Annotated in this window: 31 protein-coding genes and 1 pseudogene; 22 read left to right on the top strand and 10 right to left on the bottom strand. The window is 32.0% G+C overall.

The window, feature by feature from the left end; translation table 11 throughout:
* Nucleotides 1–12 precede the first annotated feature (12 nt).
* Both MKY00_RS28900 and MKY00_RS28905 read left to right on the top strand, forming a co-directional pair.
* A pseudogene (locus tag MKY00_RS28900) lies at nucleotides 13–2,570 on the top strand (adhesin).
* A gap of 280 nt (nucleotides 2,571–2,850) precedes the next feature.
* On the top strand, nucleotides 2,851–3,300 hold the full coding sequence (locus MKY00_RS28905; RefSeq protein ID WP_001028510.1) for a hypothetical protein: 450 nt from the start codon (nucleotides 2,851–2,853) through the stop codon (nucleotides 3,298–3,300).
* A 235-nt stretch (nucleotides 3,301–3,535) separates the two neighbouring features.
* On the opposite strand, the gene lepB is transcribed toward MKY00_RS28905, so the two are convergent.
* Entirely contained in the window at nucleotides 3,536–4,072 is a 537-nt protein-coding gene (gene lepB, locus MKY00_RS28910; RefSeq protein WP_002037573.1) for a signal peptidase I, read from the bottom strand.
* A gap of 287 nt (nucleotides 4,073–4,359) precedes the next feature.
* On the opposite strand from lepB, the gene MKY00_RS28915 reads away from it, so the two are divergent.
* The 11 genes from MKY00_RS28915 (at nucleotide 4,360) to MKY00_RS28965 (ending at nucleotide 12,118) form a co-directional block, all read left to right on the top strand.
* The gene (locus MKY00_RS28915; RefSeq protein ID WP_000695112.1) at nucleotides 4,360–4,881 is read left to right on the top strand and encodes a hypothetical protein; all 522 of its coding nucleotides are present in this window, start codon (nucleotides 4,360–4,362) and stop codon (nucleotides 4,879–4,881) included.
* 22 nt (nucleotides 4,882–4,903) lie between these two features.
* Nucleotides 4,904–5,089, top strand: a complete 186-nt coding sequence (locus MKY00_RS28920; RefSeq protein ID WP_000926534.1) for a hypothetical protein — start codon at nucleotides 4,904–4,906, stop codon at nucleotides 5,087–5,089.
* 57 nt (nucleotides 5,090–5,146) lie between these two features.
* Nucleotides 5,147–5,473 (top strand): hypothetical protein, encoded by a 327-nt coding sequence (locus tag MKY00_RS28925; RefSeq protein WP_229143446.1) that lies wholly within the window; start codon nucleotides 5,147–5,149, stop codon nucleotides 5,471–5,473.
* A gap of 22 nt (nucleotides 5,474–5,495) precedes the next feature.
* Entirely contained in the window at nucleotides 5,496–6,020 is a 525-nt protein-coding gene (locus MKY00_RS28930; RefSeq protein WP_000266985.1) for a hypothetical protein, read from the top strand.
* Between the two features lie 12 nt (nucleotides 6,021–6,032).
* Complete coding sequence (locus tag MKY00_RS28935) at nucleotides 6,033–6,632, top strand: hypothetical protein (protein WP_000565596.1); 600 nt, start codon at nucleotides 6,033–6,035, stop codon at nucleotides 6,630–6,632.
* On the top strand, nucleotides 6,610–7,347 hold the full coding sequence (locus tag MKY00_RS28940; RefSeq protein WP_000158350.1) for a hypothetical protein: 738 nt from the start codon (nucleotides 6,610–6,612) through the stop codon (nucleotides 7,345–7,347). The genes MKY00_RS28935 and MKY00_RS28940 overlap by 23 nt, the downstream gene beginning before the upstream one ends.
* 16 nt (nucleotides 7,348–7,363) lie before the next feature.
* A complete protein-coding gene (locus MKY00_RS28945) occupies nucleotides 7,364–8,359 on the top strand; it encodes a hypothetical protein (RefSeq protein WP_000037304.1) in 996 nt (331 codons plus the stop codon).
* A complete protein-coding gene (locus MKY00_RS28950; RefSeq protein ID WP_000615510.1) occupies nucleotides 8,356–8,757 on the top strand; it encodes a ThiF family adenylyltransferase in 402 nt (133 codons plus the stop codon). The genes MKY00_RS28945 and MKY00_RS28950 overlap by 4 nt, the downstream gene beginning before the upstream one ends.
* Before the next feature lie 699 nt (nucleotides 8,758–9,456).
* Nucleotides 9,457–11,337: a group II intron reverse transcriptase/maturase gene (gene ltrA / locus MKY00_RS28955; protein WP_000071175.1), complete on the top strand. Its 1,881-nt coding sequence runs from the start codon at nucleotides 9,457–9,459 to the stop codon at nucleotides 11,335–11,337.
* Between the two features lie 87 nt (nucleotides 11,338–11,424).
* The gene (locus MKY00_RS28960) at nucleotides 11,425–11,928 is read left to right on the top strand and encodes a hypothetical protein (protein WP_000406882.1); all 504 of its coding nucleotides are present in this window, start codon (nucleotides 11,425–11,427) and stop codon (nucleotides 11,926–11,928) included.
* Nucleotides 11,929–11,989: 61 nt separating this feature from the next.
* Nucleotides 11,990–12,118, top strand: a complete 129-nt coding sequence (locus tag MKY00_RS28965; RefSeq protein WP_001032609.1) for a hypothetical protein — start codon at nucleotides 11,990–11,992, stop codon at nucleotides 12,116–12,118.
* Nucleotides 12,119–12,310: 192 nt separating this feature from the next.
* Here the strand turns inward: MKY00_RS28965 and MKY00_RS28970 are convergent, their stop codons facing one another.
* Nucleotides 12,311–13,288 (bottom strand): hypothetical protein, encoded by a 978-nt coding sequence (locus MKY00_RS28970; protein ID WP_000945235.1) that lies wholly within the window; start codon nucleotides 13,286–13,288, stop codon nucleotides 12,311–12,313.
* 471 nt (nucleotides 13,289–13,759) lie between these two features.
* Between MKY00_RS28970 and MKY00_RS28975 the strand changes: the two genes are divergently transcribed.
* From MKY00_RS28975 to MKY00_RS29000, 6 genes are all read left to right on the top strand, one after another.
* Complete coding sequence (locus MKY00_RS28975) at nucleotides 13,760–14,062, top strand: hypothetical protein (RefSeq protein ID WP_001016163.1); 303 nt, start codon at nucleotides 13,760–13,762, stop codon at nucleotides 14,060–14,062.
* A gap of 30 nt (nucleotides 14,063–14,092) precedes the next feature.
* The gene (locus tag MKY00_RS28980; RefSeq protein WP_001103073.1) at nucleotides 14,093–14,581 is read left to right on the top strand and encodes a hypothetical protein; all 489 of its coding nucleotides are present in this window, start codon (nucleotides 14,093–14,095) and stop codon (nucleotides 14,579–14,581) included.
* A 307-nt stretch (nucleotides 14,582–14,888) separates the two neighbouring features.
* The gene (locus MKY00_RS28985; protein ID WP_000961794.1) at nucleotides 14,889–15,230 is read left to right on the top strand and encodes a DUF4257 domain-containing protein; all 342 of its coding nucleotides are present in this window, start codon (nucleotides 14,889–14,891) and stop codon (nucleotides 15,228–15,230) included.
* Between the two features lie 93 nt (nucleotides 15,231–15,323).
* Nucleotides 15,324–15,518, top strand: coding sequence for a hypothetical protein (locus MKY00_RS28990; RefSeq protein WP_000087401.1), 195 nt, complete (start codon nucleotides 15,324–15,326; stop codon nucleotides 15,516–15,518).
* 95 nt (nucleotides 15,519–15,613) lie between these two features.
* Complete coding sequence (locus MKY00_RS28995; protein WP_000102281.1) at nucleotides 15,614–15,781, top strand: hypothetical protein; 168 nt, start codon at nucleotides 15,614–15,616, stop codon at nucleotides 15,779–15,781.
* Between the two features lie 190 nt (nucleotides 15,782–15,971).
* Complete coding sequence (locus MKY00_RS29000; protein ID WP_000910103.1) at nucleotides 15,972–16,937, top strand: hypothetical protein; 966 nt, start codon at nucleotides 15,972–15,974, stop codon at nucleotides 16,935–16,937.
* Between the two features lie 586 nt (nucleotides 16,938–17,523).
* Here the strand turns inward: MKY00_RS29000 and MKY00_RS29005 are convergent.
* A complete protein-coding gene (locus MKY00_RS29005; RefSeq protein ID WP_001204140.1) occupies nucleotides 17,524–18,786 on the bottom strand; it encodes a hypothetical protein in 1,263 nt (420 codons plus the stop codon).
* A gap of 564 nt (nucleotides 18,787–19,350) precedes the next feature.
* Between MKY00_RS29005 and MKY00_RS29010 the strand changes: the two genes are divergently transcribed.
* The 3 genes from MKY00_RS29010 (at nucleotide 19,351) to MKY00_RS29020 (ending at nucleotide 21,010) form a co-directional block, all read left to right on the top strand.
* Nucleotides 19,351–19,833: a hypothetical protein gene (locus tag MKY00_RS29010; RefSeq protein ID WP_000865353.1), complete on the top strand. Its 483-nt coding sequence runs from the start codon at nucleotides 19,351–19,353 to the stop codon at nucleotides 19,831–19,833.
* A 78-nt stretch (nucleotides 19,834–19,911) separates the two neighbouring features.
* A complete protein-coding gene (locus MKY00_RS29015; protein ID WP_000822987.1) occupies nucleotides 19,912–20,433 on the top strand; it encodes a hypothetical protein in 522 nt (173 codons plus the stop codon).
* A gap of 91 nt (nucleotides 20,434–20,524) precedes the next feature.
* Nucleotides 20,525–21,010 carry a hypothetical protein gene (locus tag MKY00_RS29020; RefSeq protein ID WP_002170407.1) on the top strand — a complete coding sequence of 162 codons (486 nt, stop codon included), beginning with the start codon at nucleotides 20,525–20,527 and terminating at the stop codon, nucleotides 21,008–21,010.
* 262 nt (nucleotides 21,011–21,272) lie between these two features.
* On the opposite strand, the gene cesH is transcribed toward MKY00_RS29020, so the two are convergent.
* From cesH to MKY00_RS29055, 7 genes are all read right to left on the bottom strand, one after another.
* Entirely contained in the window at nucleotides 21,273–22,055 is a 783-nt protein-coding gene (cesH, locus tag MKY00_RS29025; RefSeq protein ID WP_000291475.1) for a cereulide biosynthesis alpha/beta hydrolase CesH, read from the bottom strand.
* Nucleotides 22,056–22,374: 319 nt separating this feature from the next.
* Nucleotides 22,375–22,695 carry a DUF960 family protein gene (locus MKY00_RS29030; protein ID WP_000776829.1) on the bottom strand — a complete coding sequence of 107 codons (321 nt, stop codon included), beginning with the start codon at nucleotides 22,693–22,695 and terminating at the stop codon, nucleotides 22,375–22,377.
* Nucleotides 22,692–23,102, bottom strand: coding sequence for a hypothetical protein (locus MKY00_RS29035; RefSeq protein ID WP_000024608.1), 411 nt, complete (start codon nucleotides 23,100–23,102; stop codon nucleotides 22,692–22,694). Before MKY00_RS29035 ends, MKY00_RS29030 begins: the two co-directional genes overlap by 4 nt.
* A 526-nt stretch (nucleotides 23,103–23,628) precedes the next feature.
* Nucleotides 23,629–24,159, bottom strand: a complete 531-nt coding sequence (locus MKY00_RS29040) for a hypothetical protein (RefSeq protein ID WP_000146610.1) — start codon at nucleotides 24,157–24,159, stop codon at nucleotides 23,629–23,631.
* Nucleotides 24,160–24,202: 43 nt separating this feature from the next.
* A complete protein-coding gene (gene nrdI / locus MKY00_RS29045; protein ID WP_000959156.1) occupies nucleotides 24,203–24,559 on the bottom strand; it encodes a class Ib ribonucleoside-diphosphate reductase assembly flavoprotein NrdI in 357 nt (118 codons plus the stop codon).
* Nucleotides 24,560–24,659: 100 nt separating this feature from the next.
* A complete protein-coding gene (locus MKY00_RS29050) occupies nucleotides 24,660–25,133 on the bottom strand; it encodes a hypothetical protein (RefSeq protein ID WP_000462739.1) in 474 nt (157 codons plus the stop codon).
* A gap of 1 nt (nucleotide 25,134) precedes the next feature.
* The gene (locus tag MKY00_RS29055; RefSeq protein WP_002170406.1) at nucleotides 25,135–25,650 is read right to left on the bottom strand and encodes a hypothetical protein; all 516 of its coding nucleotides are present in this window, start codon (nucleotides 25,648–25,650) and stop codon (nucleotides 25,135–25,137) included.
* Nucleotides 25,651–25,668 lie beyond the last annotated feature (18 nt).

The raw sequence follows: 25,668 nt of genomic DNA on the forward strand, positions 1-25,668 counted from the left end.
GAGGAATTGATTGTGCCTTTAGATTATTCGAAAATTTTAAAGAAAGTGTTACTTACGACTACTGTAACTACCTTAAGTGTTGGGGTAGTTACAGGCTGTTCACTGTTTTCTTCTGAAAAGAAGAGCACTAAAACAGCATCAGTATCTAAAAAGAAAAAGGATAGTGAAAAAGAAAAGAAAAAAGATGAGAAAAAAGAAGAAAGTAAGAATGAGCCGACTGAAAATCTAAATACTAATGATTTTGATGAAATCATTGATAATGCAAAACGTAGCTCTGACCAAAATTTAGCCGGTATCATTGAAAATAACAAAACCAAAAAGAAATTTGATGACTTAACAGATTCAATTGCAACCGCAGCTATAAACTCAGATCGTAACTTAGCATCAGTTATTGACGGTGATAAATCAAATAATCGTTTTTCAGATTTAAATACTTCAATTGCATCAGCAACAAACAATCCTTCTGTCTCGGATAATAAGGATAGTAAGAACTTTGTATTTGGTGGCGATCTAAATATTAATGATGGTGTGGCTATTGCAGATAACTCAATACCTCCAATTAATAATGATAAAAAGCCACCTACTTCTGGTGACACTAGTGGCGGGGAAGTGAAACCGCCAACAGGTGGTGAAGGTAATAATGGAGGTGGCACAAAACCACCAACAGGCGGAGATGGTAACGATGGTGGAGGTGGTACAAAACCACCAACAGGCGGAGATGGTAATGATGGTGGGGGCGGTACAAAACCACCAACAGGCGGAGATGGTAACGATGGTGGAGGCGGTACAAAACCACCAACAGGCGGAGATGGTAACGATGGTGGAGGCGATACAAAACCACCAACGGGCGGAGATGGTAACGATGGTGGTACAACAAAACCAGAAAAGGATACAGTGGCACCAGTAATTACAGCGAAACAAGGTGTAACTGTTTATGTAGGAGATAGTCTAAATGCGGGAGATTTAGTAGAAGTAAAAGATAATAAAGATCCAAACCCAGTAGTAACAGTGGGAGCGTACGATACAAGTAAAGCAGGGGAAATTCAAGTAACAGTAACGGCAACAGATGCATCAGGAAATAGCTCAAGTACAACAGTAACCGTCAGCGTAGTAGAAAAAGAAGAAGAGAAAGATACAGAAGCACCAGTAATTACAGCGAAACAAGGTGTAACTGTTTATGTAGGAGATAGCTTAAATGCAGGTGATTTGGTAGACGTAAGAGATAATAAAGATCCAAACCCGGTAGTAACAGTAGGAGCGTACGACACAAGTAAGGCAGGAGAAATTCAGGTAACAGTAATAGCAACAGATGCATCAGGAAATAGCTCAAGTACAACAGTAACTGTTAACGTAGTAGAAAAGGAAGAAGAGAAGGATACAGAAGCACCAGTAATTACAGCAAAACAAGATGTAACTGTACATGTGTAGGAGATAGCTTAAATGCAGGAGATTTAGTAGAAGTAAAAGATAATAAAGATCCAAACCCAGTAGTAACAGTGGGAGCGTACGATACAAGTAAGGCAGGAGAAATTCAAGTAACAGTAACGGCAACAGATGTATCAGGAAATAGCTCAAGTACAACAGTAACCGTTAAAGTAGTAGAAAAAGAAGAAGAAAAGGATACAGAAGCACCAGTAATAACAGTGAAACAAGATGTAACTGTACATGTAGGAGATAGCTTAAATGCAAGTGATTTAGTAGAAGTAAAAGATAATAAAGATCCAAATCCAGTAGTAACAGTGGGAGCGTATGATACAAGTAAGCCGGGTACAATATCAGTTCAAGTAACAGCAACTGATAATGTGGGTAACAGCTCAACTGCAACGGTAACTGTCAACGTAGTCGAGAAAGAAGAGGAGAAAGATACAGAAGCACCAGTAATAACAGTAAAACAAGGTGTATCCGTACATGTAGGGGATAAATTAAGTCCTGAAAGTTTAGTGAGTGTAAAAGATAATAAAGATTCAAATCCAGTAGTAACAGTGGGAACGTATGATACAAGTAAGCCGGGTACAATATCAGTTCAAGTAACAGCAACTGATAATGCGGGTAACAGCTCAACTGCAACGGTAACAGTAAAAGTAGTAGAAAAGGAAGAAGAGAAGGATACGGAAGCACCAGTAATAACAGCAAAACAAGGTGTAACCGTACATGTGGGAGATAAATTGAGTCCAGGAAGTTTAGTGAGTGTAAAAGATAATAAAGATTCAAATCCAGTAGTAACAGTGGGAGCGTATGATACAAGTAAGCCAGGTACAATATCAGTTCAAGTAACGGCAACTGATAAGGAAGGAAACAGCTCAACTGAAACAGTGAATGTGGTAGTTCTTGAGAAAGAAAAGCCGGAACAGAAGCCAGAGCAGAAACCAGAACAGAAACCAGAGCAGAAACCAGAACAGAAGCAAGAGCAGAAACCAGAGCAAAAGCCAGAACAGAAGCCAGAACAGAAACCAGAACAGAAGCCAGAGCAAAAGCCAGAACAGAAGCCAGAACAAAAGCCAGCAGAAACAACATCTAAAGAGCAGGGAAATGGATTGCTTGCATCAAATTCTAATGATGTAGCGAAATAAGATATTAGCAAAATGATAATTTAGTAAAAGTATAGAATCTCAACTACTAGTTGGGATTCTTTTTTTAATCGATTAATATATGGAAAATTCTATCATTTCGTCTTATAATGAATTTATACTATTTTCTTTTTTATTTTTAAATTCTAACTATAACTTTTAGCCCTTCGGGTTTTGTTAAATTATGAGATTACTCTATGTAGTCCACTAATATGACATATCCCAAAGGGCTTTTTGTTTTGAAAAAAGAAATTAGTAAATACAGAAGCGAAGGGGAATAAAAATGAACATTGTACAATTACCAAATCGTGTATTTAAAGCAAAAGAGGAAAGGGAAAAAAATGAGTATGTAAACTATATTCGAGATGTGGTTTTTGCAAATTGCACAAAGGGAGAAATAGAAAAGTTTAATGAAGTACTAATGAGTAAGAAAGAGAACTTAATTAAGAGGCAGTTAAGTTTATTGTTTTTCAACTCAATAGTTCGGTCTTCGTTAAAGGAAGCTTTATATGTTGCTTTAGATGCAGAAGTGGAATTTTCAATAAATCAAGAGCAAGGTGAAAAATTACTAGATTTTAAAATTAGGAAGGAAAGAGAAGAAGTTAAGGATTATTTTACCGTTTTAGAAGATAAAATAATAAATGAAGTAGATGACGAAACAAAAATTCAGCTAGCTGAAAATTATAATAGCGAGAATTTTAGAAGGTTCATTTATAAATTTTTGTATCAGTAATGAATAGCTAATTAAAAGTTATTTTAAAAAGAACTGACAGCCCTACTATTAGTATAAAATAAAGAAACTTCATAAATTCTTATTTTAATACCAGCTAAATACTTCAAAAGTTTCATTTAAATGTAACTCATAAAAAATAAAATGTACCCTATCGAATACATACTTAAAAAGTATATTCGATAGGGTATTTCACTTTTTACAGGACATTTTTTTTAGTTGCTACAATAATGTTTTCTTAAAACTTCACAAATCTGTCCAAAGGTTTATAGCGTAGAACCACCTTGCCTTCTATATTATTCAAAGGTACAAATCCTATTTCTTTAAAGCGGCTGTCTAAACTTTCCTCGCGATTATCTCCTAATATAAAAATTGTATCATTCGGAACCTTATCGAAACCGTAAATACCTTTTAATGAAAAATCAGCTGTTTTACCTTTTGCGTATAGATCTTTTACCACAAGTCCATTTATATAAAGCTGCTGAGATTTATATTCTATTGTATCTCCAGGTAAACCAATTACTCTTTTTATAATGGTTTTATTATTAGAAGTGTTTTCTAGTGGGGAATTAACAACAACTATATCAAATCTTTGCAGATCTTCTATTGAATGGGAGAGGTGATTAATTAAAACCTTGTCATTATTAAATAAGGTATTTTCCATAGAGACTCCAGAAACCTTATATGGAAAAAAAACGAACTGTCTTAATAAAAGTAAGGTAACGCCAATTATAAATATTAATATTGGAAAAATAGAAATTAGACGTTTTTTCAATTGTAAATCAAACTCCGTTCTGAAGGTTTATAATATTTATCATAACATAAATTTAATGGATTAAATATTCTGAAGATTGTTGTTTTTGTAGGTGTAATTTGTTAAAATTAAGTATACCTTTTTTTAATTTCAATTTTTTATATCCATAACTACTATAGCCCTTTCGGGGTTTCGATTTTCAAAGATAGTTTAAGTTTTTTACTTTTACTTTCTTTTTAAATATAACTCCGAAAAGGGCTTTTTTGCGTTTTTTGGAGAACATCACATTGTGAAAGGATGAAGATTTTATGAAGATCAAAAGATTATTTTTAGTGTTAGGCGTTTTAGCTATGATGTTTGTTTTTTATAACACCTTTATAAAGGATGAACCTCAAACTGATGCTTTAACTCCAATCAAAGTAGAAGATTTGAAACAAAAGATTCAATACGATTATTTGTTTGAAGATGAATTATCACAAAATGTGATTAATGACTTAGGTGGGCAATTCAAATTAATATTTGATGATATTGATAAGAACGGTCACTTAACTATTTATCAAAACAAAAAAGAACTAGAAATGTTTTTAGGAAATCATGTAACAACTGCAGAATTAGCTGATGAATTTACATCAGACTATTTTAGTACAAATAAGAATTACAAAGTTACTTATAAAAGTAAACCAAGTCTATTTAATTATGAAGAACCAAGAACTGTTACAAAAGTAAAAAAAGGATTGTTTTTGGTAAAACAAAACGACTTAATTTTGGAATTTAAATATGTACCAGAAATAGATGGATTTCGAATTTCTGAAATTACATATTTAAAATAAAAAATATTAGGAGGAATTTATTATGTTATTACAAATTAGAACTGTTATTGCTGATGCGTTAAGAATTGATGATGAAGTGAATGGTTTTTTAAAGTATTGTGATAATCATGGAAAAATAGTTAAAAAAATAACACCGAGCGGGTTCATGGAACGTGAACAAGGCCAACCGCTTTTGGTTATGGTAATCGAATATGAAGAGAAAAATTAACTGCAGTTATGAAAAAGACGAGGATTAATTCCTTGTCTTTTTTATTTTCTAAGAAGGGTGGATAAATTGACTATGAAAATAATAAAAAAAGTGGCCGTCTTTAATTACAAAGAATTTGAGAATTCTTTGTTAGAGATGAATAATCGTGAATTAGAGGTGGATGATTTAATGGTACCTATTGATTTAGCGAAAGTTCTAAAGTTTATACGTAAAGATTCATTCTCGGTTAAAGAGTTATTGGATCAGGACTTTCAACTTGAATTAATAGTAGCAGCTGCAGATTACATGAGACCTGAATTATTCGAAAATCAAACTATTTTAGATGAAATCACAGGAAATGTTGAATATGCAGATACAACAGATGAAGACTTCCCATTTTTTTAATGGTAGAAAAAGAGGGGATTGTATGTGGAATGATATTGAAGAGTTTTTTGTTGGAAATGATACTACTGGTATATACGACATGTACAATTCTTTTTTTCAATTAATCTATTTTATTTGTAGTTCTAAAGACTTGCTAGCAAAAGCTAATATGGATGATTACGAAATTGCTATTCAAGATCATGATATTGAGTCTAATAGTGAATGCGCCCATATTAATTTTGTTAATGCGTTACTGCAATCGATAAATGATGAATGTAAGTTTCAAGCAGCATTTTTAATGGATGAGGAAGAAGTATATTTATTTCAATTAGAAGACTCAGTATTTCGAGAATACAATAAAAAGCTATTTTTAAATGATACGTGTTTATTACAAATTAAAAGTAACATGGATTTAAAAAATGTAAAGGATATATTTCCGGATTTAGTTTTAATAAGTGACTATGCTAATGAAGATGTATTTTATGTAATCCATGAAGACATTCATGATGTGTTAGATACAAAGAAATTGAATCGATATATAGATTTATTGATATTAATTAAAGAGTAAGGAGTCCTGATCATGATAGATATATGGGAAGGTTTAGAGATGGATGAACATGAAGAAAATTCTAATCTAACAATAATAAATCTTATTTCTTTATTTATCTCAATGAAGAATGAAGGGGTACCAGCGGAATTATTTGAAGAGGTTGTAATTCAGAAATTAGATTGGAATGCAGAATTCTATTCCTATAATGGCTTCAATCCATATACAGAGCTTGTAGAAGGAATACTTAACTGTATTGGATATTTAGAAGAAGCTACTGTTAGAGAGTATCTAGAATGTGAAGCGAATGAACTATTTGAAGGAGATTTTGATGAACCTATTATATTAGTTTTCATTCCCCTACCTTCAGGATATGAAATGAATGATATTAAGAATGTATTTAAGGATAAGGTAATCCATTTCAAAGAAGATGTGGATAACGAATTCGATAATGAATTTGCTTTTGTTATGTGTAGTCAATTTGAATATTTTGACGTATTTACTTGGATTGAACTATTTGAAGTGGTGTATTTCATAAAAAAAGTTCAAGAAGAAAAAGAAAATTTTAATTTTAGCCTATATAAAGAAGAAATTGTTGGGAGGACTTACTTTGACAATTTATTTAAAAATTGAGGAACATTCTCCAATAGTAGAAGCAAAGATTGTGGATGATTTAGGAGTAATAAAAAAGGATTTTAAATTTCCTGCGGTGGAGCTTGGAAAATCTATTGCTAGGTCTATTTCACTAGCAAAGGAAGAATTAGATTTTGAATTTAATTATGATTCAGGTTTTATTCCTAAGAATTTAAAGCAGCATCTTTCTGTTGGTACAAAAGATGGAATTAAGCACTTTTATTTTTTGGAATTAGAGAAAGCAAATAGAAAAGTTGAGTTATGGAGAGGTAATCATAAAGAAAAATTAACTTTTAATATTGTGGGTTTTCCAAAGGTCCTATTAGTACTCGCAGTATTACAAAATCCAAAAGGGGTTAAATCTTTTCAAAGTGCATTTGCATATGCGATGAAAGATGAACCTATTAAATTAGATTCTTCACTATATGTATATCCATTTCCGAATGTCTACTATAGTGGGAATGTATGCATGGGTGGGAATAAACCTCCAACAATAGAAAATTTAACAGCTTTTGAACGATGGTTTCACCAATTACCATTCGGTGCAGATATGTATACGCCGGATAGAATTTCGAAGGATCTAGAATTAAAAAATAAATCTGATGTTTTCCAACTTTTTAGTTTTTTAGATGGAAAAGAATTTAATGATAATTGGTTAGTTTCATATAAGAAAACATATAAGCAATTGGTTAATGAATTTAAGAATTCAAAATAATAAGGAGGAAGTTATTATGAGTAAAAAAGAACTTGATATTTTTGATTATTTATTAGAGGAAAATGAACAAAGTGAAAAAAATGGAGCCGAAACAATAAATAGCTTAGATGAAGGAACGATTTTGGCAATACAAAAGATGGAGGAACAAAAAAGGGCCAGCGAAGAAAATAGAGCATCAAGATTAAAAGAACCTAATAGAAATAAACAGCAGCAGGCATCTAAGAAAGAGCAAAAAGATAATAAACAGAAACCCAATAACGATGCAATAATTAGAGATTATAAATTGTGGAAGCTTAATAATGAAACTGTAGTGAAGTATTGGGGTAACACACATGATTTAATAGAGTATTTTAGTGAAGAAGAGATTCTTAATAACGGAAAACCAGACTTCATGGAAATTAGTGGAGAAAAATTGAGAGAAAGAATGGAGAACTCAGGATACGATGAATTGGTAAAAGGTCATGTAATAATGGGTTATATCAAAGATAAAAACATTATCACAGTATCCATTGACATGAAGAAAAAGGGGAATAGTACTAAAATAACACCTTTCTTTCCAATACCACAGTATATACTTCAAACTTTTATAGAGCATGCAAAATTCTACGCTACTAAAGAGTTAGAATTACATGCAGAAGTATATCTTGATCAAAATGGGTGTTATGAAATAGTCTTTCCTAAGCAAAAAGTAAATAAATATTGGGTTAAACCTGAGACTGATATTTTAATGCAAATGGAGAAGAGATTAGTGCTTCAAATACATTCACATCATAATATGAGTGAAATACCAAGCGTATTGGATAATCAAAATGAGGTTGTTCCAAATATTATTTATGTAATTGTAGGTAGATTACATCGATATTTTCCTTCAATACATGCAAGGATTTATAAAGATGGGTTACATCAACAAGTAGACCTTACAAAGGTATTTGCATCACCTTTTAATGTTAATGGACCACTGGAACAAGTGGAGGTTGTAGAGTCTGCAATTCATGAGGTGGACGAAATATGATTCAATTATATCCATTTAATGTAGATATTCCTATTCATATTGTTCAAGTTGGTACTGGTGGTACGGGATCATTAGTGGCTCAGTATGTAGCGCAGCAAATGGTTACTTCTAGAACTACGGAAATCAAGGGGATTTTAGCAGATGCAGATAGCATTGAAGAGAAAAACTTAAGAAATCAGTATTTCATTAAAAATGAGATAGGTAAGAAAAAAGCAGATGTATTAGCAAAAAGATATTCTAATCCGTTTGGGATTGATTTGCGTTCTTATTCTGAGGAGTATATAGAAACTACTGATCTTTTAATGAAATTATTTGATTCATTGAAAGTAAATAATAAAAAGGAATCAATAAAAATTCTTATAAGCTGCGTCGATAATAATTGTGCGATTCGTTCCTAACTGAAAAGGTTAGGTACTAATCCTTAATTGGATTAGGAAAACTAATATTCTGAAAGGTAGAATGAGGAGGTAACGCTCTAAAATGCCTTCCCTGATACTCCGATATGCAATCTTGTTGATAAAGACAAGATTGTATAAAGCTCGGTAAAGTCGGTTGAATGTTACCCCAGTATGCTCTAAAAGGCATATGGAAAACTGCTCAGAGGTGAGTGGCGTAGCAGATAGACCGGGGGTCTATAAAATACCTATGGTTAGAATGTTACTAAATGTAACTGACGAAATTCTGAATGTAAGTGTCTAAATATCGATATGGTAGAAATGCCATACCCACCGAAGTTGTGGGGGTTGTGAGGTGGAGTAAGAATAATTGTTATGAAACACCTTATATTGTTAAAGGCAATATCCAGCAACCAGGCGCAAAGGAATGACCTAAGGGTATATGAAAAGATAAGAATATTGGAACGGAGAAAGCTAGGAACACGGAGGTTTTATCGCCTGTGAAGTGTTGAAATGGAAAGGGTTTAAATAAATTTATAACATTTCTTTGTCCTAGTGAGAGCAATGGCATGACCTATGAACTATTTGTAATAAATAGGGAGGAATAGCCATTAGTCAAAAACAACTATCAAATTATTGAGTGATGTAAGTGGACGTGAAATCGCAAGGTTCGTGTAAGACTAAGAGAGGTGAAAGTAATTTATGAGTAACCGACTTGAGATGGAACGAAAGCCAAAGAAACATAAGAAACTTAGATTTAATGAGTATTATGATACACAGCAATTGTTTGATGACCTTTACAATAGAAGTAGTAAAGGGGAGATATTCAAAAATCTAATCTCCCTTATAATGAGTGAAGAAAATATAAAACTTGCCTATCGGAATATAAAGAGGAATAAAGGAAGTTACACTAAAGGTTCTAATGATACTACTATTTTAGAAATAGCTGAACAAAATTTAACTACATTTGTAGCAAAAGTACAAAAAGCCTTAGAAAATTATAATCCGAAACCTATTAGGAGGGTGTACATTCCAAAGAGGAATGGTGACAAAAGACCACTAGGTATTCCAACAATGGAAGATAGGATTGTTCAGCAATGTATTAAACAAATTCTGGAACCTATTTGTGAAGCGAAATTTTATAACCATAGTTATGGGTTTAGACCAAATAGAAATGCAAAACATGCTATTGTTAGAGCTATGTCACTTATGAATATTTCTAAGTTCCATTATGTAGTTGATATTGATATTAAGGGATTCTTCGATAATGTAAATCATGGAAAGCTACTAAAACAGATTTGGTCGTTGGGAATTAGAGATAAAAGTCTATTATCTATTATTTCTAAAATTCTCAAGACGGAAATTGAGAACGTAGGAAAAATGGAAAAAGGAACCCCTCAAGGTGGAATCATTTCTCCATTGCTTTCTAATATTGTTCTTAATGAGCTTGATTGGTGGATAAGTTCACAGTGGGAAACTATGATTACAAGACACAACTATGAAAGTATTGATAAAAGAAATAATACAATCATTCGCTCCCACAAATATACTGCATTAAGAAGAACGAGTAACCTTAAAGAAATGTTTTTAGTGAGATATGCAGATGATTTTAAAATCTTTTGTAAAGATTTTAATTCTGCACAAAAGACTCTAATAGCAGTTAAGAAATGGCTTAAAAATAGATTAGGACTTGAAGTGAACAATGAGAAATCTAAAGTCACTAATCTTAGAAGAAATTACACCGAGTTTCTTGGGTTTAAGCTTAAGGTTGTTAAAAAGAAAGCTAAGAAAACAGACTATGTTGTAAAATCGCATATTACCGAACAGGCCAAGAATAATATCACTGAAAAATACAAAAAGGCTATTAAGCGTATCAAAGCTAGACCACATGCTGATGAGGTTCGTTTGCTTAATTCAAAAATTTTAGGGTTTCACAATTACTATAATATCGCTACGATGGTAAACAAAGATTTTGCAGACATATACTATAAAACGAAAAACTTTGTTTACAATCGGTTACATCGTATATCGTCTTTAAAATTTAAAGGTGGAGAGACTCCTCCAACTTTTCTGAAATACTACGGTAAGTATAATTTTAAGACATACTATATTATGGAAAAGCCAATATATCCAATAGCAGGTATTACACATAAATCTGCTAAAGCGCTGAATAAAGAGATAAATTCATACACTGAACGAGGGAGAAGGCTAATTCATGATAGGTTAAAAGCGATTAACATAACCATATTAAGGTATTTGATGGAAAACCCTATTATGGATCAATCAATTGAGCTTAATGATAACCGTATTTCGCTTTATGTCGGACAAAATGGTAAATGTGCTATTACGAAAGAACCTCTAGAGATAGGGGATATGGAGGTCCATCACATCATTCCAAAGTCAAAAGGTGGAACCGATGAATACGTAAATTTAATTTTTGTTCGTAGTGATATCCATAAACTCTTTCATGCAAAGAAAAAGGAAACAATAAATTACTATTTAGATAAAGTCGGAATACTCAGCAGGTCTATGATACGTAAGATAAATAAAATGCGCACTTCTATTGGTAATGAGGAGATTTAATGAATTAACACTCAAAATGATAGTTTGAATTTGATGGAACGCCGTATGCGGTGAAAGTCGCACGTGCGGTGTGAAGCGGGGGAAAAGATGGAGATAACTTCAAAGTTTTACCTATCGCTATTTTCAAGACAACAATTTCATCAATTTTTCAATGAACAAGAAAATATTGTTTATATAGACACAGGTAATGATGCAGTGGATTTAATAAAAGGAAATCCAAGTGAAAAAACTATTAAACAACAAGAAGAGAGCGGTTATACAGGGCAAACAGTAACAGGGTTAAGAGTGAAAGGTGAAACAATTTTAGCACCTGTTGCTGAACTGTATCCAGATGTTTTAACAGATGAGGATACAATAGCACCCAGTGATATTTCGTGTGATCAAGTAATAGTATCGCAGCCACAAAGGCGTATTACAAATCAATACTCGGCTTTGGCGGTTAATAATATGTTGAATTTTATTGTTAATCAATATTTGATTGTAAATCATCATATGGTATTTCATGCGAAAAAGGGATATAGCAGGGCATTTCCTGTAACTGAGGAACAAAGACTGCTGTTTAATCGAACAAATAAGGGTATTAAAGAATAATTATTTAAAATATGTAATTTGATTTTGAGTATCAAACGGGATATTGAAAGGAGAATGAATAATGAATAAGGGTACATTTTGTGGAAGAGAATCAGATTTTCATGATACTAAAATCGTAGGTGGTTATCAAATATTAACATGTTGCACAGATTGTGAAGAAGAAATACTTCAAGATCAAGAGGGTTTTTAGTAGAAATTAAATTTAGAGAGAGATAACTCAAATGTAGAAGTGAATGGACCAATTGGTTCATTCACTTCTTTTATTTCTCTACCCATAGTACTACATAGAATTACTATTTCTAATTGAGCTTATAGATGTTGTTAACTAAACACATGCTAACTATGTCAATAATATGAAAGGTCTTCTATGATACTAATTTTATCATTTCAATCTTTCCTCAATTTTAAGTACTGGGAAGTAATCACCAATCTCATTTGTTTCCTTTTCGTTACGAGTCATACTAATACTTCCTATGTTAGCATATGTAACAGTTAGTGTTTGCCAACCTTCATGTTTTAGTAATTCATCTGATAATTGACTGTATCTATTAACAGCCATATCCTTAGCTGGAAATAGATTGTTAGATGCTAATACAATAGTTGCTTTTATTTCACCATTTTCAACAGCTACGTCATTTAATTTGTCATTTTCTCCAATAGAATAATACTCAATAATTTCTTTTACATTATCAACTGTAAGTTGCTGTAGCGATTGTTCTACTACTGATTCCTTGTCCGCGGCTGGTACCTTCTCTTCTACATTTTGTTCTATCGGTTGCGTTTGGGTATCTTTAGTCGCTAAGTCTACCTCTTGCTCAGATGGCTGTGTTTGGGCAGTTTCAGTTTCTGCTTCTACTTCTACTGGGGCATCTTCTTCAGATATTTTTCCAATACTTTTTTCTGTTGTACCTACTTTATTTCCGTATTGTATATCTACAATATTCCCAGCTGCAATAACATACATATTTGTCGCTTTATTGAACTGATTAATACCATCTTTCCACTCGGTACCTTCTGTATCAGACATTCCTGTTAATAGTTTTGATGTAGATAATTCATATTCTTCCATTGCTTTTATTAGGTTCTTGTGTTGAGTTTCATACTTTTTGTCAGGAACTAAGTCTTTAAATTCTTTAGTTACCTTTCTAAATTCCATAACCGCTTCTTTATACTCTTTTTGTGACGAAGATAGCGAATGGTCTTTCTCTTGTATTTCAGTCATTTTATTGGATGCCTTCCTCATAGCTCCAGTTCCTTTTAAAAATCCTTTTTCATACTTTGTTTCATCTTCTATGTTTCCGCAACCCCCGACAAATAGCATAAGTGGAAGTAATAAATATACAAGCCTAAGCCTTAACATGTTGTAAACCCCTTACTTTCTAATTTTTTGTTTTATTCGTTATAGATTAAACTACTACACTCTTTTTAGGGATTCTAAAAAAATGTAGTAAACCCAGATTTTAAAATGTATGTATTTGATATTCATCTCAATATCTTAGTTTACGAATAATATGTTTGAATAATATTGTAATTGTAACATTTAAATCGAATACTGCACTATAAAAGTTAAAGAAATTATTTCTTGTTTTGATATACAATAAAATAAAAAACAGACCATAAACCAGCAATATAATTTAAAGTTTTTGTATTATTTTCAGTTTATAAATTGGCTGTTTTTGGTTATTGATATGGTATAATAAGTATATAATCTTTTTTCTTTTTCCTTTCTGTAATTAAAGCAACCTATCGGGTTGAAGAGTACGCATTTTTATGTGTTATGTCTTCTCCTTTTAGGTTGCTTTTTTATTTTGCTTAAAAAAGGAGTGATAATTTGAATCATTTATTGAGAGTTTCAAAAACAATACATCCTGTTATTTTAAATGCTTATCGATGGAAAATTACTAAAGGGAAACTTATTAGCAAACGATTAAATAGAATTGAAAATATCGATTTAAGAATCGATACAGAACTCGAAGGTGTTAGCGTAGGTGATACGGTTTATATTCATGTAGGAGATGTTATCTCGTATATCACAGCTGCTGAATGGGATCAGTATCAAAAAGAACAACATGTAATTGAAGATAGTTACAATAAAATGGTAACTAGTAGCATTGGTAATAGAACCTTATTTTAATAAAAACGATAAAAAAAGGAGTGTATATTGATGAATGTATCTATTTATAATCGCGAAAATAAAGAATGGAAAGAGAGAAAAGAAACAAAAAACAACAGTTTTAACGAAGTACTGAAGACATTGCAAATTCTAGAAAAAAATTTAGGAGGGAATACCTGTATTGCACCGTCAGAATTAGATTTGGGAATTTATCCAGAGCTGATAAAGATGGAAAATATAATACGAAATAAGTTAATAGGATATCAAGAAGATTTTTATTTCTTTGATATATATTATTATTTCTTATTTGAGCGAAAGGTATTGTGGTTAGTACGAGAGACAGGAACGAGAATAATAAATTTATGCAATTATGAAAACGTTGAAGAAAAACAGGTAGCATTTGAAATACTGGAATTCTATATTTATCAAAATTGTAGTGTAATCTATAGCATAATCGATGGGAGATTGAAAAAATTAAATAACCATCAGGCTTTAGAATTATTAGAAAGAGTAAAGATATCAAAGAATTTGATTTGTTAACTTGAGAAAGTTAAATAACAAAATAAATTTTCTGAATTTAAAGATAAAACAAACTTCAATGTGATATAATTTAGTTGCATTTTTTTCTTTTTCTTTTTTATATCACTAATTACTTATAACCTTTCGGGTTAATGAAATTACACAAAAAGGAACTTTATGTTACTTTATTTCATTGTGTAAACAATTCATTTTCCTGGAAGGTTATTTGTTTTTGCCTGAAAGGGGGTGATGCTATGTTATAGCAACTAATTATTAAATAGAAACTGCTGCTGCAATGTCAAAAGTTTTTCGAAAAGGGGTGCATATTATGTTGGTTACAGTAATTGTGTCAGTGGTGGCTGGTATGGTCTCAGGATTGGCTAGTCATTACATCACAAACAAAAAGTTTTTGTTGCCTCGTAAGAGCAAGCTTGCATTTCACCCGGGTTTCTTGGGAGAGATGTTTGTAGGAAGTATTGCTTCACTCGTTGGTGTTGCAATGTTTAACCCTGAAACAATGATGGATATTCTTAAGGTGAGTATTCTTGCTGGGATTTCAGGGCAAGCTTTCCTGCTGCACAATCGCTTGGCAACGGAACAAGTAAAAACCGACGAGATTCAGTCGATTTCAAAGAAATTGAACGAACTCGAAAAAAAGAATAAGGAATAAAAGAGGAGTAATCTGGTATAAATAGAAATAGAGAGATGAGGAGATTTGGTTATGTAACGGCCAAATAAAGAGAGTTGAGTTGAGGTGAGCCCGATGTCTCGAAAGGAAGTTTTTGATTATCTAGATGATCAAGAAAAGGAAGATTTAGCAGAATGGACAGAAGAGCTTAAGAATGCTCAATCTACGAAAGCAGTAAAACTTTACTCAAGTAAGATAAAGGAACTGCTAGGAAAGATTGAACAACGAATGATTAGTTCAGGAGAGGAAGCGGCGACGGTTAGCTTCTAATTGAATAGCACGAAATAGAAAAGCTGGTGGAGGATTTATCCATCAGCTTTTCTTTATTATTAAAATTATTAAAAAAATTATGAGGAGTGTTTACAATGAGTACAGATTTATTACAACAATTATTAGAGGTTGATCAAAAAGCAAGAGAACAAGAAAGAATACATTTAATACAAAACTTTTTTAATTTAGGTGTTTCAGTTGGAATCATAGCGGAAGCAACTTCAGTAAGTGTAGAAGATGTAAAAAGGATAGTTAATAGTTAAATAATGAATATATAAAGTTAAAAACGTTTTTAATTTTCTGTTTGAAAATATAATAACCATCTATCGTATATCAGATAGATGGTTATTAAAATTGTTTTAAAAGTCCCATCAATAATTACCGAAATAAGGTAAAATAGGTAGAGAAGGAGAGACTGACGATAAGGTCAGTGAAGGGGGAACTGTATTCGATATGTTAAAAGATGATATTATTTTGGATAAGTTACAGCAATTTGTTTCTGGGGAATCTATACAACGCCAAAGTATGAAGAGTAGCCTTGCTAATTATATACTGTCATCTGGTGAAACGTCTAAAGCTGCAAATTGGATAGTTAGCTATATTGAGAGCTTATGTCATGACAAGCATGATAAGGGTGTTTACACTCAAATGAACAATCCTGAATTAATTGCTGATTTGTTAGAAGTGGCTTATGAAAGTCTGAGTAGGGACGCTGATCTACAACCATACGTTACAAAAATCGTACGATTATTGTATATTGATAAAAAGGAACGAGATAAGTTAGATTCTGAACGATATGTTCAGTACTGGGCAGCTGTAATGTTGGATGAATTAATTTCGTTAAACGTTTCGTTGCCACAGGAAGTAGTAGAGCTGATTCTATCGGATTATTATAGACAAGATATACCGACAACTGAGTTCATTTGTAGTATATGGAGGAGATTGGCTGAAAGAGGCATTAATATATCCAATCATATAAATTCACTTGTCATCAATGTTAATAACCACGAATCTTCTACTCTCACTAATAATAGTATACTAGCTTTATGGGCATGCATTCACAGGGGATTCTTTGATACACCTATCCCTGATAGTAATCAAACTTACCATGTATGGCTTTGGCATATGGCTACAAGCTGTGTAGGTAAACTAAAGAAAACATACGAGGAACCTACCCGCTCAGTGGCAGTTGGCTGTCTTCTTGAAACTGCAAGGATATACCCGGAGACTCAATCTTTGATTCTAGAGTGCATGAATAAATGGGGAATTGCAGAACCAAAGCGTCCACGTAGTGATTTTCAACGAGATTTAAAAGAGCTTTTTTCACGTTGCGAAAATCATCCAGGCATAAATTGCTTACCAGAGAATTATGTTATTACTAAAAGAGGAATCATGTTGAGATCTAAATCTAACTCGTAATTCAAATAACGTAAGGATCGTACGAATCAAAATACTATTCATTTTTCCCCCTGCATTTCTAAAATTGTATTAATATTATAACATTTTCCATTAAACTATACTGCTACGTTGACTTAAATACATTTCTTCACAATATTAAAGAAACAATTAATAAAATCACTCTGCAATCTGGACCAATTGCTGAATAACATCAACGGTATTTTTATAGCAACTCTACTATTTCTGTACAAAAGGGGATGTTATGTGAGGGATATCTTAAAGTTTTTAGAAAACGAGTATGCAAATTTTTATGCGGATTTTTGGCTAATTCAGTAACAAACGAGAACCCTAAAACCCATGTTAAGATAGAAATGTATAAAAAAATCATAGGTCGATAGAACAAAGACAGGAGGTTCCCTTATAAAGGAAAGATTCCTCCCTGTCCTTGCTACCGATAATCAAACGTTATGTTAACTTTACATGTATACGCTATTCATTACCCCTTGTTCAACTAAAGGGGTGGGGTAGGTTAGCATCATAAACAAGCAAAAGACGACTCTTCTTTAGGTAAGAGAATTGTCTATTCGCTTTCAGAATATACCTTAGCTTAATTTTTGGTAATATCCCTACCTTTCGTCCCGAGAACCTCCTGAATGCTAGGTCCCAATCGTTCGATATAATCACCAGCTGGACCATGATGAACATCTGTGATTGTGGTTATGTTTTCGTCTTCCGCAATCTCTTTGTCATTGACCCCCAGACCAGTTAATCCCAGTGCAGTTGTACAGGAACCTAATGGATAAAGCAGCATTAGGACAATATCAGCGAGAGAATACCAAACTGTCGTTCCACTCCAAATACGTTCATGGTCAGCCCCTTTTCCTGCGATTAATGGTGCCTTATCGAAATCACCGGTATTAGAAAAGGCATCTGATGGTAAAGCAGCCGACATACACCACCATGACCCAAATGCTCGATGGTAACTTGATTCAGATGCATTCTTATTTATTTTTTGAGCCGCTTCCGCTAATACATAACAACCTAAAGAGTGAGTTATAGCTCTCCCTTTGTTATTAGCTAATTTATCTAAAAAAGGAATTATATGATTAGCTGTTTTTTTTGCTCGACGCACCATTTCTCTCCAATAGACAGCAGCAGTCAGTAAGTAAAAGTTACCGCCACCCAATACCTGCGATTGTAGTAATACTTTGATCTCTTCTTCATCATCATCTCTCATTTCTGAATCGTAGCTTACTAAGTAAATTTCAATCTTTGAATTGTCCTGATTAGGCCTGGAATTAGGATCTGGGTTAAAAATCTTAGCTTTTCTTTCAAAATTATAAAAATAATCAAATACATCTACCTTTGTTTCACTTCGTTTAAAGTCTGATCCATCTTTTTTTAAAGCACTGTAAAGCATTCCATGGATAAAAACCCATGCCTCTTTGTCTTGGTTGAATACAAAACTATTGGGGTCTATTTCGTTGTAAAGTGGTTCTGCCCCCTCCCATACATATAGTTTAGGATTTGTTAAATGGAATATCTTGTGTTCTGGATCACGTTCAAGTTTTCTAGATAATTTTTCGTATATTCTCTTAATAATGTCACTAGGGATTAAACCAGTGGAACACAGTACACCCGTAACTAATGAAATATATTGTATACCTCTATGTGTTAACCGAAGTCTGACATTATCAATGCCTCTTCCACAACCTTGTATACAGCCTTTAATATTACCCAAAATATAATCCACATCAGCAATTGTATTTCCTATTATTGTTCTACCTGTTTGAACTATATCACTTAGTGTATTTGCCACTTGTTTCACACTGATTTTCGGCTTCCATTTCCATCCTCTCTCATCTCTCATCTGTAACATCATCCTCGAACATTACTTCCACTCCTCTTGTAATAATCAATATATAGCTATTATGACTTTAACCAACTTATTTAATTCTTTTTATAGAACAAAAAGTTATGATTATTAATTCACAAGATTTTTGTCCTTTAAGTGTTTTAATAAAAAGGTTACCTCACTTAAAATACAAACTTTAGATATTTTACTGAGCTAACGGGTGCTTAGTTGAGTAAGGAACTAAAAATTTTTAACTTTCGCTTTCGATAATTATGTAAATCAGCTGTCCACATGAGCAGCTGATTTTATTTTTCGGCATAGCATAGATTATTTTGAAAAACGCTGACGGTATCCTAGAGAGAATAAAAAACAACAAAATACTAAACTTTAGAAGTTGAATAAAGAATTATTAAAAAAGTATATGGAACCAGATACTATATAATTGTGATACAAATTTTAAAGTTGTTAGAACACTCGAAATTTATCGTAAGAATCGCTATTTTTTTATAGTCTATTTATGTAAATTATGTTATGGTTTCATATGTTAATTACTTACAATTTCTTAGGGGGGGTAGCGGTTTGAAGGTAAAGAATCTAATTTTATTAGCATTTTCACTTATGTTTGTAGCATGGGGAGCAGCAGGGTGTACTACAAAAGAAAAACAAGTAGACAGTAAAATTTCTATTGAGCAAAATAAGAAAGAAGACTATGAAGAAAACTTAGCCTATCTGATGAAAGATGTTTCTGAACAGTCCAAGGTCGTAAGTGACATATTAACAGGCCAAAAGTCAGTAGAAGAGAAGAAGAAAGAATTTGATTTAGCTTCTAAAGACTTACTTGAAACATCTGAAAAGGTTAAAAAATTAAAGCATGACGAAAAGTATAAAGATGTGCAATTTACAATGGATACTGCTATGGGTTTACTAGATATGTCACTTAAATCAATTGGAGACGGTCTAGAATTAAAAGATAGGAAATTAATAGAACTAGGTAATGATGCAGTAGTCAAGGCTTCTAAGAAGATAAACGAAGCAAACGAGATGATGAAAGACATTAAGTAGTCAGTTAATTTCATACAGTGGTAATTTAGTTAGCTTCTAAACTACTAGAAAATGAGTTTGAAGAAAGTAGGAAAAGATATGAAACGAAAGGCACTAAAACTTGCTTTACCCGTCATGTTATTAATAGGAGGAGTTGGTTGTGGAAGTAATGCGATAGATGAAGAGCACGCTATTGTTTCGAAAGAAGATGCAAAAAAGGAAGACATTTATGCAGGAAATCTACTCCAGTTAAATAAAGAGTTTAACACTATTATTGAAGATCTAGCTATAGCCGAGGAAAAGGGGTATAGTTCTGAATCATCCAAAGCTGAGTTTGAAGAGAAATTTAAACAAGCAAAGTCAGTTACAGCACAAATGAGGAGATTAGCACCAAGCTCAAAATATAAAGATGCCCATAAAAAGGTATCTCAAGCAACTGCAGCGATAGATAAATCATTTAATAAGCAATTAGACGCTATTAAACAAGAAAATTCAACTAAACTTAAAGAAGCTACAGACAGTATGAGTGAACCATTTGACCAGTATTTAGAAGGGATAAGTGATGTGAACGATATATATCTAATAGAGATTGAAGATATTGCTGAAACATTAGGAAAATAGGTAAAATAAACGATATTCGTAGTGGCGAATAAAATGGAAACAAATATAAAAGTGGAAAGAATAGAAAAAGCATTTTTAAACAAAGGGGTATATGTCAATGAAACGTAAAATTTTATCTTTTTTAGTAGTTCCAATGTTAATGTTAACTGGGGTTGGATGTGAGACAAAGGTTAAGAAAGATGAAGCAATGGAAGCTTCTGTTAAACAGAATAAAAAAGAAGACTTCAGTAAAAACCTAGAATATTTAATGAAAGATTTCTCCGAACAATCTAAGGAAATAGACGATATTGTAAAAAGTAGCAAGTCAATGAAGAAAAAGTCAGAAAAGTTAAAAGAAGTATCTAAACCATATTTAGAGTTAGTGGACAAAATAAGTAAGTTAGAGTATGAAGAAAAAGATCACCCAGTACAACATAATGTAGGTGTAGCGATGATTCATGTAAAAGATGGAGTGGCAATCATACAAGAAGGTTTAGATAAGGGTAAAGAATATGAAGTTGATGCTGGGGTTGAAAGATTAGAGACTGCTTCTAAGTTAATTGATAAAGCAAACAAAGAATTAAAAAAATCCAAGTAACCTAACTATTGTAAATGAATAATAAAATTGTTTAATTTTGATCTAAAAAATAAGAGCCTTACTACATTTGAAATGTAATAGGGCTCTTTGAAGTTGTTTAATATCAAATTGATCTATACAATTTCATTCATAAAAAAGATAATAAAGTTGTTTAATTCTTACCGAGCAAACGCCCCCGTTAGTTAATCAGTAGGAAACTCTACTACGGATATAAGTAAATCAAAATCATAAAATGGTGAAGGCACATTAAAGACCTAAATTTTCAACTATTAGATGCCAATTTCACTTCATCTATAATTAAATTACTATCTAACCATTCTTCTAACATCTTATTGAATAGTTTTGGATTTGCTAAAGGTACCCCATGACCAATCTTAGGAATGATAACTCCTTGACAATTGGGGTTGTTAGCCATAATTTCCTTCATTGAATCCTTCATTATTTTTTTCTCTTTTTCACCAACAGTAACTAATATATTGTGTGGGTATTCCCTGAATGTTTTAGGTATTTTAAATGAAGAATTTTCATTCATAACCCTTAAAAAAGCGTCTTTGTTTACTTGTAGACTTTCTTGATAATAAAGATTAAAATACTCCTCGCCTATATATAGGGTTTTTGCTTGAATTTTAGAAAACGTTTTATTCTTTACCAGTGGTAATGCCATTGTCATTATCTTATTTAATATATTTGCAAAAGGAATTGGTTTAACCAAAGCACTATTAATCATTGCAAAATCAATTAAATCTTTTTTCTTACTAAGCATTGAAAGGAGTACTTGGGAACCTAAAGAGAAACCTATTGCCACAACAGACTTGCCTTCTCTTTTTTCTTCTATTAATTTAATTATTTGCTCTGCTGCATAATCAATTGAAAAAATTTGTTCATCTTTTCTGCTATATCCATGTTCAGGTAGGTCAAGAACTAAACAATGAAAATTTTGAGAGAAGAAATCAACTTGTTTATCCCACATCCAACCACTTACTCCACCACCATGTATATAAACCATCATTCTTTCATGTTCTACTCCAAATTCTTTATAATACAAGGTAATTCCCCCCAGCTATGAATTTCCCCCCTTACCAAGATTATACAGTACTTTTTTACTTGAACTATATTTATTCGTACATTGCAGGTACTTTTCTTACACTAACCTGCCGCTTTAGTTCAATAAGAATTAAACAACTTTATTGTCACTAAACAACTATAGGGGAGTGTGTTATATCTAGAGGCTATCCTATAATTAATGAATCCTAAAGCTTAATACATAATAAAAATACCGGTTCTTATTAGAACCGGTATTTTTAATGGTATTATTTCGAAGCACTTATTTTACTTAGTAAAATAAGTGTGTAGTCTAATTCCTATCAATAATCCGTAGGTAACATCATAATAAAACTTCTACCGTTATCAATAATCCATATATGGTGTGCTAATGGAAGTTTATCCACTTTTACATTTGTTTTGGAACGTATCTCAAAATCTTGACTTTCTTGTTGATAATTTAATACTAAATAATTATCTTCCAATTTTAAATCAAAGATGTGTTTATAACTTAATAATGAATTGTTTTTTAAAAGTATTTGTGTTTTGAAGAAATCCCAGATACTTTTAGTTATTATAGAAGGAAGCATTTTATCTATACTTGCAGTTCCATAACATTCACGGTAAATATTACGTAGTTTCATATTGTATCCTCTCTTTCAAAACCAAAGGAGATTGAAACATTTAAGGATAAATCTAATGATGGTACACGTAAGTTACCCCATGTATCTAATGGATCATGCCCATCTATAACATACCTTTCTTCAATTCTCGCTAAATAATAGTTTTCAGCACCAATGCAATTTAGCCAATAAAATAATAGTAAAATAGGCTCGCTATTTTTAATATCGCTTATATTGTTACCTAGTTCTTCTGGCATATCCCAATTAAACTCCGACCAATGCCATAACAGACCGTGTGGCAGTGTATTTTTTGTTTTTGCCTTATTTAGTAAAGCATGCACTTTTTCTACTGATTCAGAATTAGTTAATATTACATTCATAGATTTTAATAAATCTGAATTTCTTATAATTAACACAACATTTGCCATGTGCTTAATACCTCCTAAAGTATTCTTTATAAAATTTCACGTACCATATATTTAATATATTTTTAAACACCAAGTAATCAAGGGAATGCTGTCCTTGAAGGGACGGAAATATCATTTTAAATTTGACACGTAATTACGTAAAACATAATCACAATCGCTACATATATCCTCATATGATTTTCCGTGTATGGTTTTCTTTTCAATTAGTTCAATTGTCTCGACATAATAGGAACAATTTGTACATTTTTTAAAGTGTAAATCCAATTGATCGGTAGGTAATTTATTTTTATATAGCCAAATATCTACATCAAACTGTATTAGTTTTTTGATTCTTGGAAATTTCATAGTAGGAGTTTGGGATTTAAAATTAACTAAATTAAGCATTAAGGACCTCCTTAAAATATTTCTGATTCACCTCAATTATTTTGGTGAATCAGAAATTTTATCCAAGTATTTAAAATTCAAATCTCATCAAAGTTAAACTTAAAAAGAATATATTGACTATTAATAAGTGAAAAAAATTTTCTTAAATACGAATAAATTCATGAGTGTTTATATGAAAATCTTTTTGTTTTTGAAACATAATCACTTCAGAACAATCTTCACTCTTTTTTATTTTGTTTATAAAGGTATTTAATTTTTTTTGATCATAATTTTCTAATTGCCAATATACTAACTCATTCTTCATCGACCAGCCTTTTAAATAATTTTCGCGGAGACCAACTACTAATAAGATTAAATCCTTATTCTTTTTACTAATTTTTTTATATACCTTTTCTAAATTTACATATCCGAGTAGTAGTGCAAATAGCATTTCTATATCACGAGACATACTGGAAATGAAATTTTCATGTTTGGCATATGCAAATAATCTTTGCTTAATAACGGTTAAATCATAATTATTAAACTCCAATACCATTGGGCCACCCCAATCACCATCAGATATATAGCCAGCTTTTTTTCCATCTATATATACCACTGCTTGTTGAAGTGGTTCACCCTCATGACCGCGTTTAATTGTGTAAGTCTTGATTTCAATTCCGTTAATACTTGCCATTTGTATTCCCCCTGGTCTGCATAATTTAATCCTTAAATATCCTTCATACAATCTGTGAATAAATAGATTCAAATTTCTTGCGATCATTTATCGTTCCAGATAACTCAAATTTCATTAATACTGGTACGTTGTATTTATCAGAAATAACATCTGCACTCTTTGCAAACATATCTCCCCAATTGCGATTACCACTCGCTGCAACGCCCCGTAAATACTTGTTATTCTTAGTTAAGAAGTCTTCTACAAGTTGTGGCACTTGACCAAAACCTGTTGTGTAAGTAACGAGTATAAAATCTTCTTCAAGGAGTAAATTATCAGTAATTTTTACTGACTTTATATCAGGAAATGATTTTATAAACCGTTCAACATTACTTGTCTTAGATGCAAATGCCACTAACATAAAAGTACCCCCTTGACTATTTTTTAAAGCAGAAAAGGGGCATATTCTAATTGAATATAACCCCATTTTGAAACTATAAAATTAGGTTCTCACCCAGGTTCTAATTACTGATAGTTAGTTGTTCATTTAGGTCTTCTATTATTGATTCTTTAGTTGATTCCATACCGACAGGAATAACAACTCCATATATAACTCCTTGAATTAACCCATCTGGATAATTCGGAGTATCTTTAACCCGTTCTAATAGAAATTCAGCAAATTCTTCAATAGTTTCATCATCTTGAGCGTAAAATTGAATGTTCCCAAGAAGGACTAGTTCCGGAGTCTCTGAACTCTGTTGCATTGGCACTAGTTCCTGCATTAACGGTTGACGTATTTCTGGTAAGCAATAATCTAAAAATATGCCTATTGTCGAAATAACCATAGTATCCATGAAAGAAGTAATAATCAGATCTCCTTTCATTCCATAAACACGAATTGCTGCAGCTATTTGACGATAATCTTCGCTATTTAAATACCCTTGAAACTCACCATTTAAATATAAACTAAATAACTCATTATTATTTTCAAACATATTATAATTCCTCCTTATTATCTTTAATAATATTTCTATCATCTTCATAATGACTTGCTGCTGCATCTGAAAATTGGTCCAACAGAAAGTGAATTTGTCTGTCTAGCAAAATAATATCGTCAAATACATGACTTCCAAAGTACATGCTAATTGATGTAATACTTTCAAAGTTAATGCTTAATTCATATTGCCCGATCTTACTGTTGAAATAGAAAGTTGATTTTTGCTGTGTGTTTTGGAATTTATGTCGTACTTCTGTTTTTTCGAGAAGTTTTCTTTCTTCAAGTTTCGGGGCGATAAAACGATATATCGCTTTAATTAGACTAGAAGAGAGTACTTCCATCATAAAAGTAAATATTTCTGGATTCTTTTTGTAGATACGATTATAGGAATCTAAAAAAAGCATAGTTTTTGTAAATTCAATTTTTGCTTTAGAAAACTTTTGGATTTCAGTATGTTCGTGAATTAAACAACTATCCCAGTAAGTTTCATTTAGCAGCTCAATAAAATTAGTCATCATAACTCCCTCCATAAT

This window comes from Bacillus sp. FSL R9-9834, from assembly GCF_038006905.1.
Lineage (GTDB): Bacteria > Bacillota > Bacilli > Bacillales > Bacillaceae_G > Bacillus_A > Bacillus_A pacificus.

What these genes read in the sequence shown, in the direction of transcription:
- MKY00_RS28905 (WP_001028510.1), top strand. Translation starts at nt 2,851, where the DNA reads ATGAACATTGTACAATTACCAAATCGTGTATTTAAAGCAAAAGAGGAA.
- MKY00_RS28915 (WP_000695112.1), top strand. Translation starts at nt 4,360, where the DNA reads ATGAAGATCAAAAGATTATTTTTAGTGTTAGGCGTTTTAGCTATGATG.
- MKY00_RS28920 (WP_000926534.1), top strand. Translation starts at nt 4,904, where the DNA reads ATGTTATTACAAATTAGAACTGTTATTGCTGATGCGTTAAGAATTGAT.
- MKY00_RS28930 (WP_000266985.1), top strand. Translation starts at nt 5,496, where the DNA reads ATGTGGAATGATATTGAAGAGTTTTTTGTTGGAAATGATACTACTGGT.
- MKY00_RS28935 (WP_000565596.1), top strand. Translation starts at nt 6,033, where the DNA reads ATGATAGATATATGGGAAGGTTTAGAGATGGATGAACATGAAGAAAAT.
- MKY00_RS28945 (WP_000037304.1), top strand. Translation starts at nt 7,364, where the DNA reads ATGAGTAAAAAAGAACTTGATATTTTTGATTATTTATTAGAGGAAAAT.
- MKY00_RS28950 (WP_000615510.1), top strand. Translation starts at nt 8,356, where the DNA reads ATGATTCAATTATATCCATTTAATGTAGATATTCCTATTCATATTGTT.
- ltrA (WP_000071175.1), top strand. Translation starts at nt 9,457, where the DNA reads ATGAGTAACCGACTTGAGATGGAACGAAAGCCAAAGAAACATAAGAAA.
- MKY00_RS28960 (WP_000406882.1), top strand. Translation starts at nt 11,425, where the DNA reads ATGGAGATAACTTCAAAGTTTTACCTATCGCTATTTTCAAGACAACAA.
- MKY00_RS28965 (WP_001032609.1), top strand. Translation starts at nt 11,990, where the DNA reads ATGAATAAGGGTACATTTTGTGGAAGAGAATCAGATTTTCATGATACT.
- MKY00_RS28970 (WP_000945235.1), bottom strand. Translation starts at nt 13,288, where the DNA reads ATGTTAAGGCTTAGGCTTGTATATTTATTACTTCCACTTATGCTATTT.
- MKY00_RS28980 (WP_001103073.1), top strand. Translation starts at nt 14,093, where the DNA reads ATGAATGTATCTATTTATAATCGCGAAAATAAAGAATGGAAAGAGAGA.
- MKY00_RS28985 (WP_000961794.1), top strand. Translation starts at nt 14,889, where the DNA reads ATGTTGGTTACAGTAATTGTGTCAGTGGTGGCTGGTATGGTCTCAGGA.
- MKY00_RS28990 (WP_000087401.1), top strand. Translation starts at nt 15,324, where the DNA reads ATGTCTCGAAAGGAAGTTTTTGATTATCTAGATGATCAAGAAAAGGAA.
- MKY00_RS28995 (WP_000102281.1), top strand. Translation starts at nt 15,614, where the DNA reads ATGAGTACAGATTTATTACAACAATTATTAGAGGTTGATCAAAAAGCA.
- MKY00_RS29000 (WP_000910103.1), top strand. Translation starts at nt 15,972, where the DNA reads ATGTTAAAAGATGATATTATTTTGGATAAGTTACAGCAATTTGTTTCT.
- MKY00_RS29005 (WP_001204140.1), bottom strand. Translation starts at nt 18,786, where the DNA reads ATGAGAGATGAGAGAGGATGGAAATGGAAGCCGAAAATCAGTGTGAAA.
- MKY00_RS29015 (WP_000822987.1), top strand. Translation starts at nt 19,912, where the DNA reads ATGAAACGAAAGGCACTAAAACTTGCTTTACCCGTCATGTTATTAATA.
- MKY00_RS29020 (WP_002170407.1), top strand. Translation starts at nt 20,525, where the DNA reads ATGTCAATGAAACGTAAAATTTTATCTTTTTTAGTAGTTCCAATGTTA.
- MKY00_RS29030 (WP_000776829.1), bottom strand. Translation starts at nt 22,695, where the DNA reads ATGAAACTACGTAATATTTACCGTGAATGTTATGGAACTGCAAGTATA.
- MKY00_RS29035 (WP_000024608.1), bottom strand. Translation starts at nt 23,102, where the DNA reads ATGGCAAATGTTGTGTTAATTATAAGAAATTCAGATTTATTAAAATCT.
- MKY00_RS29040 (WP_000146610.1), bottom strand. Translation starts at nt 24,159, where the DNA reads ATGGCAAGTATTAACGGAATTGAAATCAAGACTTACACAATTAAACGC.
- nrdI (WP_000959156.1), bottom strand. Translation starts at nt 24,559, where the DNA reads ATGTTAGTGGCATTTGCATCTAAGACAAGTAATGTTGAACGGTTTATA.
- MKY00_RS29050 (WP_000462739.1), bottom strand. Translation starts at nt 25,133, where the DNA reads ATGTTTGAAAATAATAATGAGTTATTTAGTTTATATTTAAATGGTGAG.
- MKY00_RS29055 (WP_002170406.1), bottom strand. Translation starts at nt 25,650, where the DNA reads ATGACTAATTTTATTGAGCTGCTAAATGAAACTTACTGGGATAGTTGT.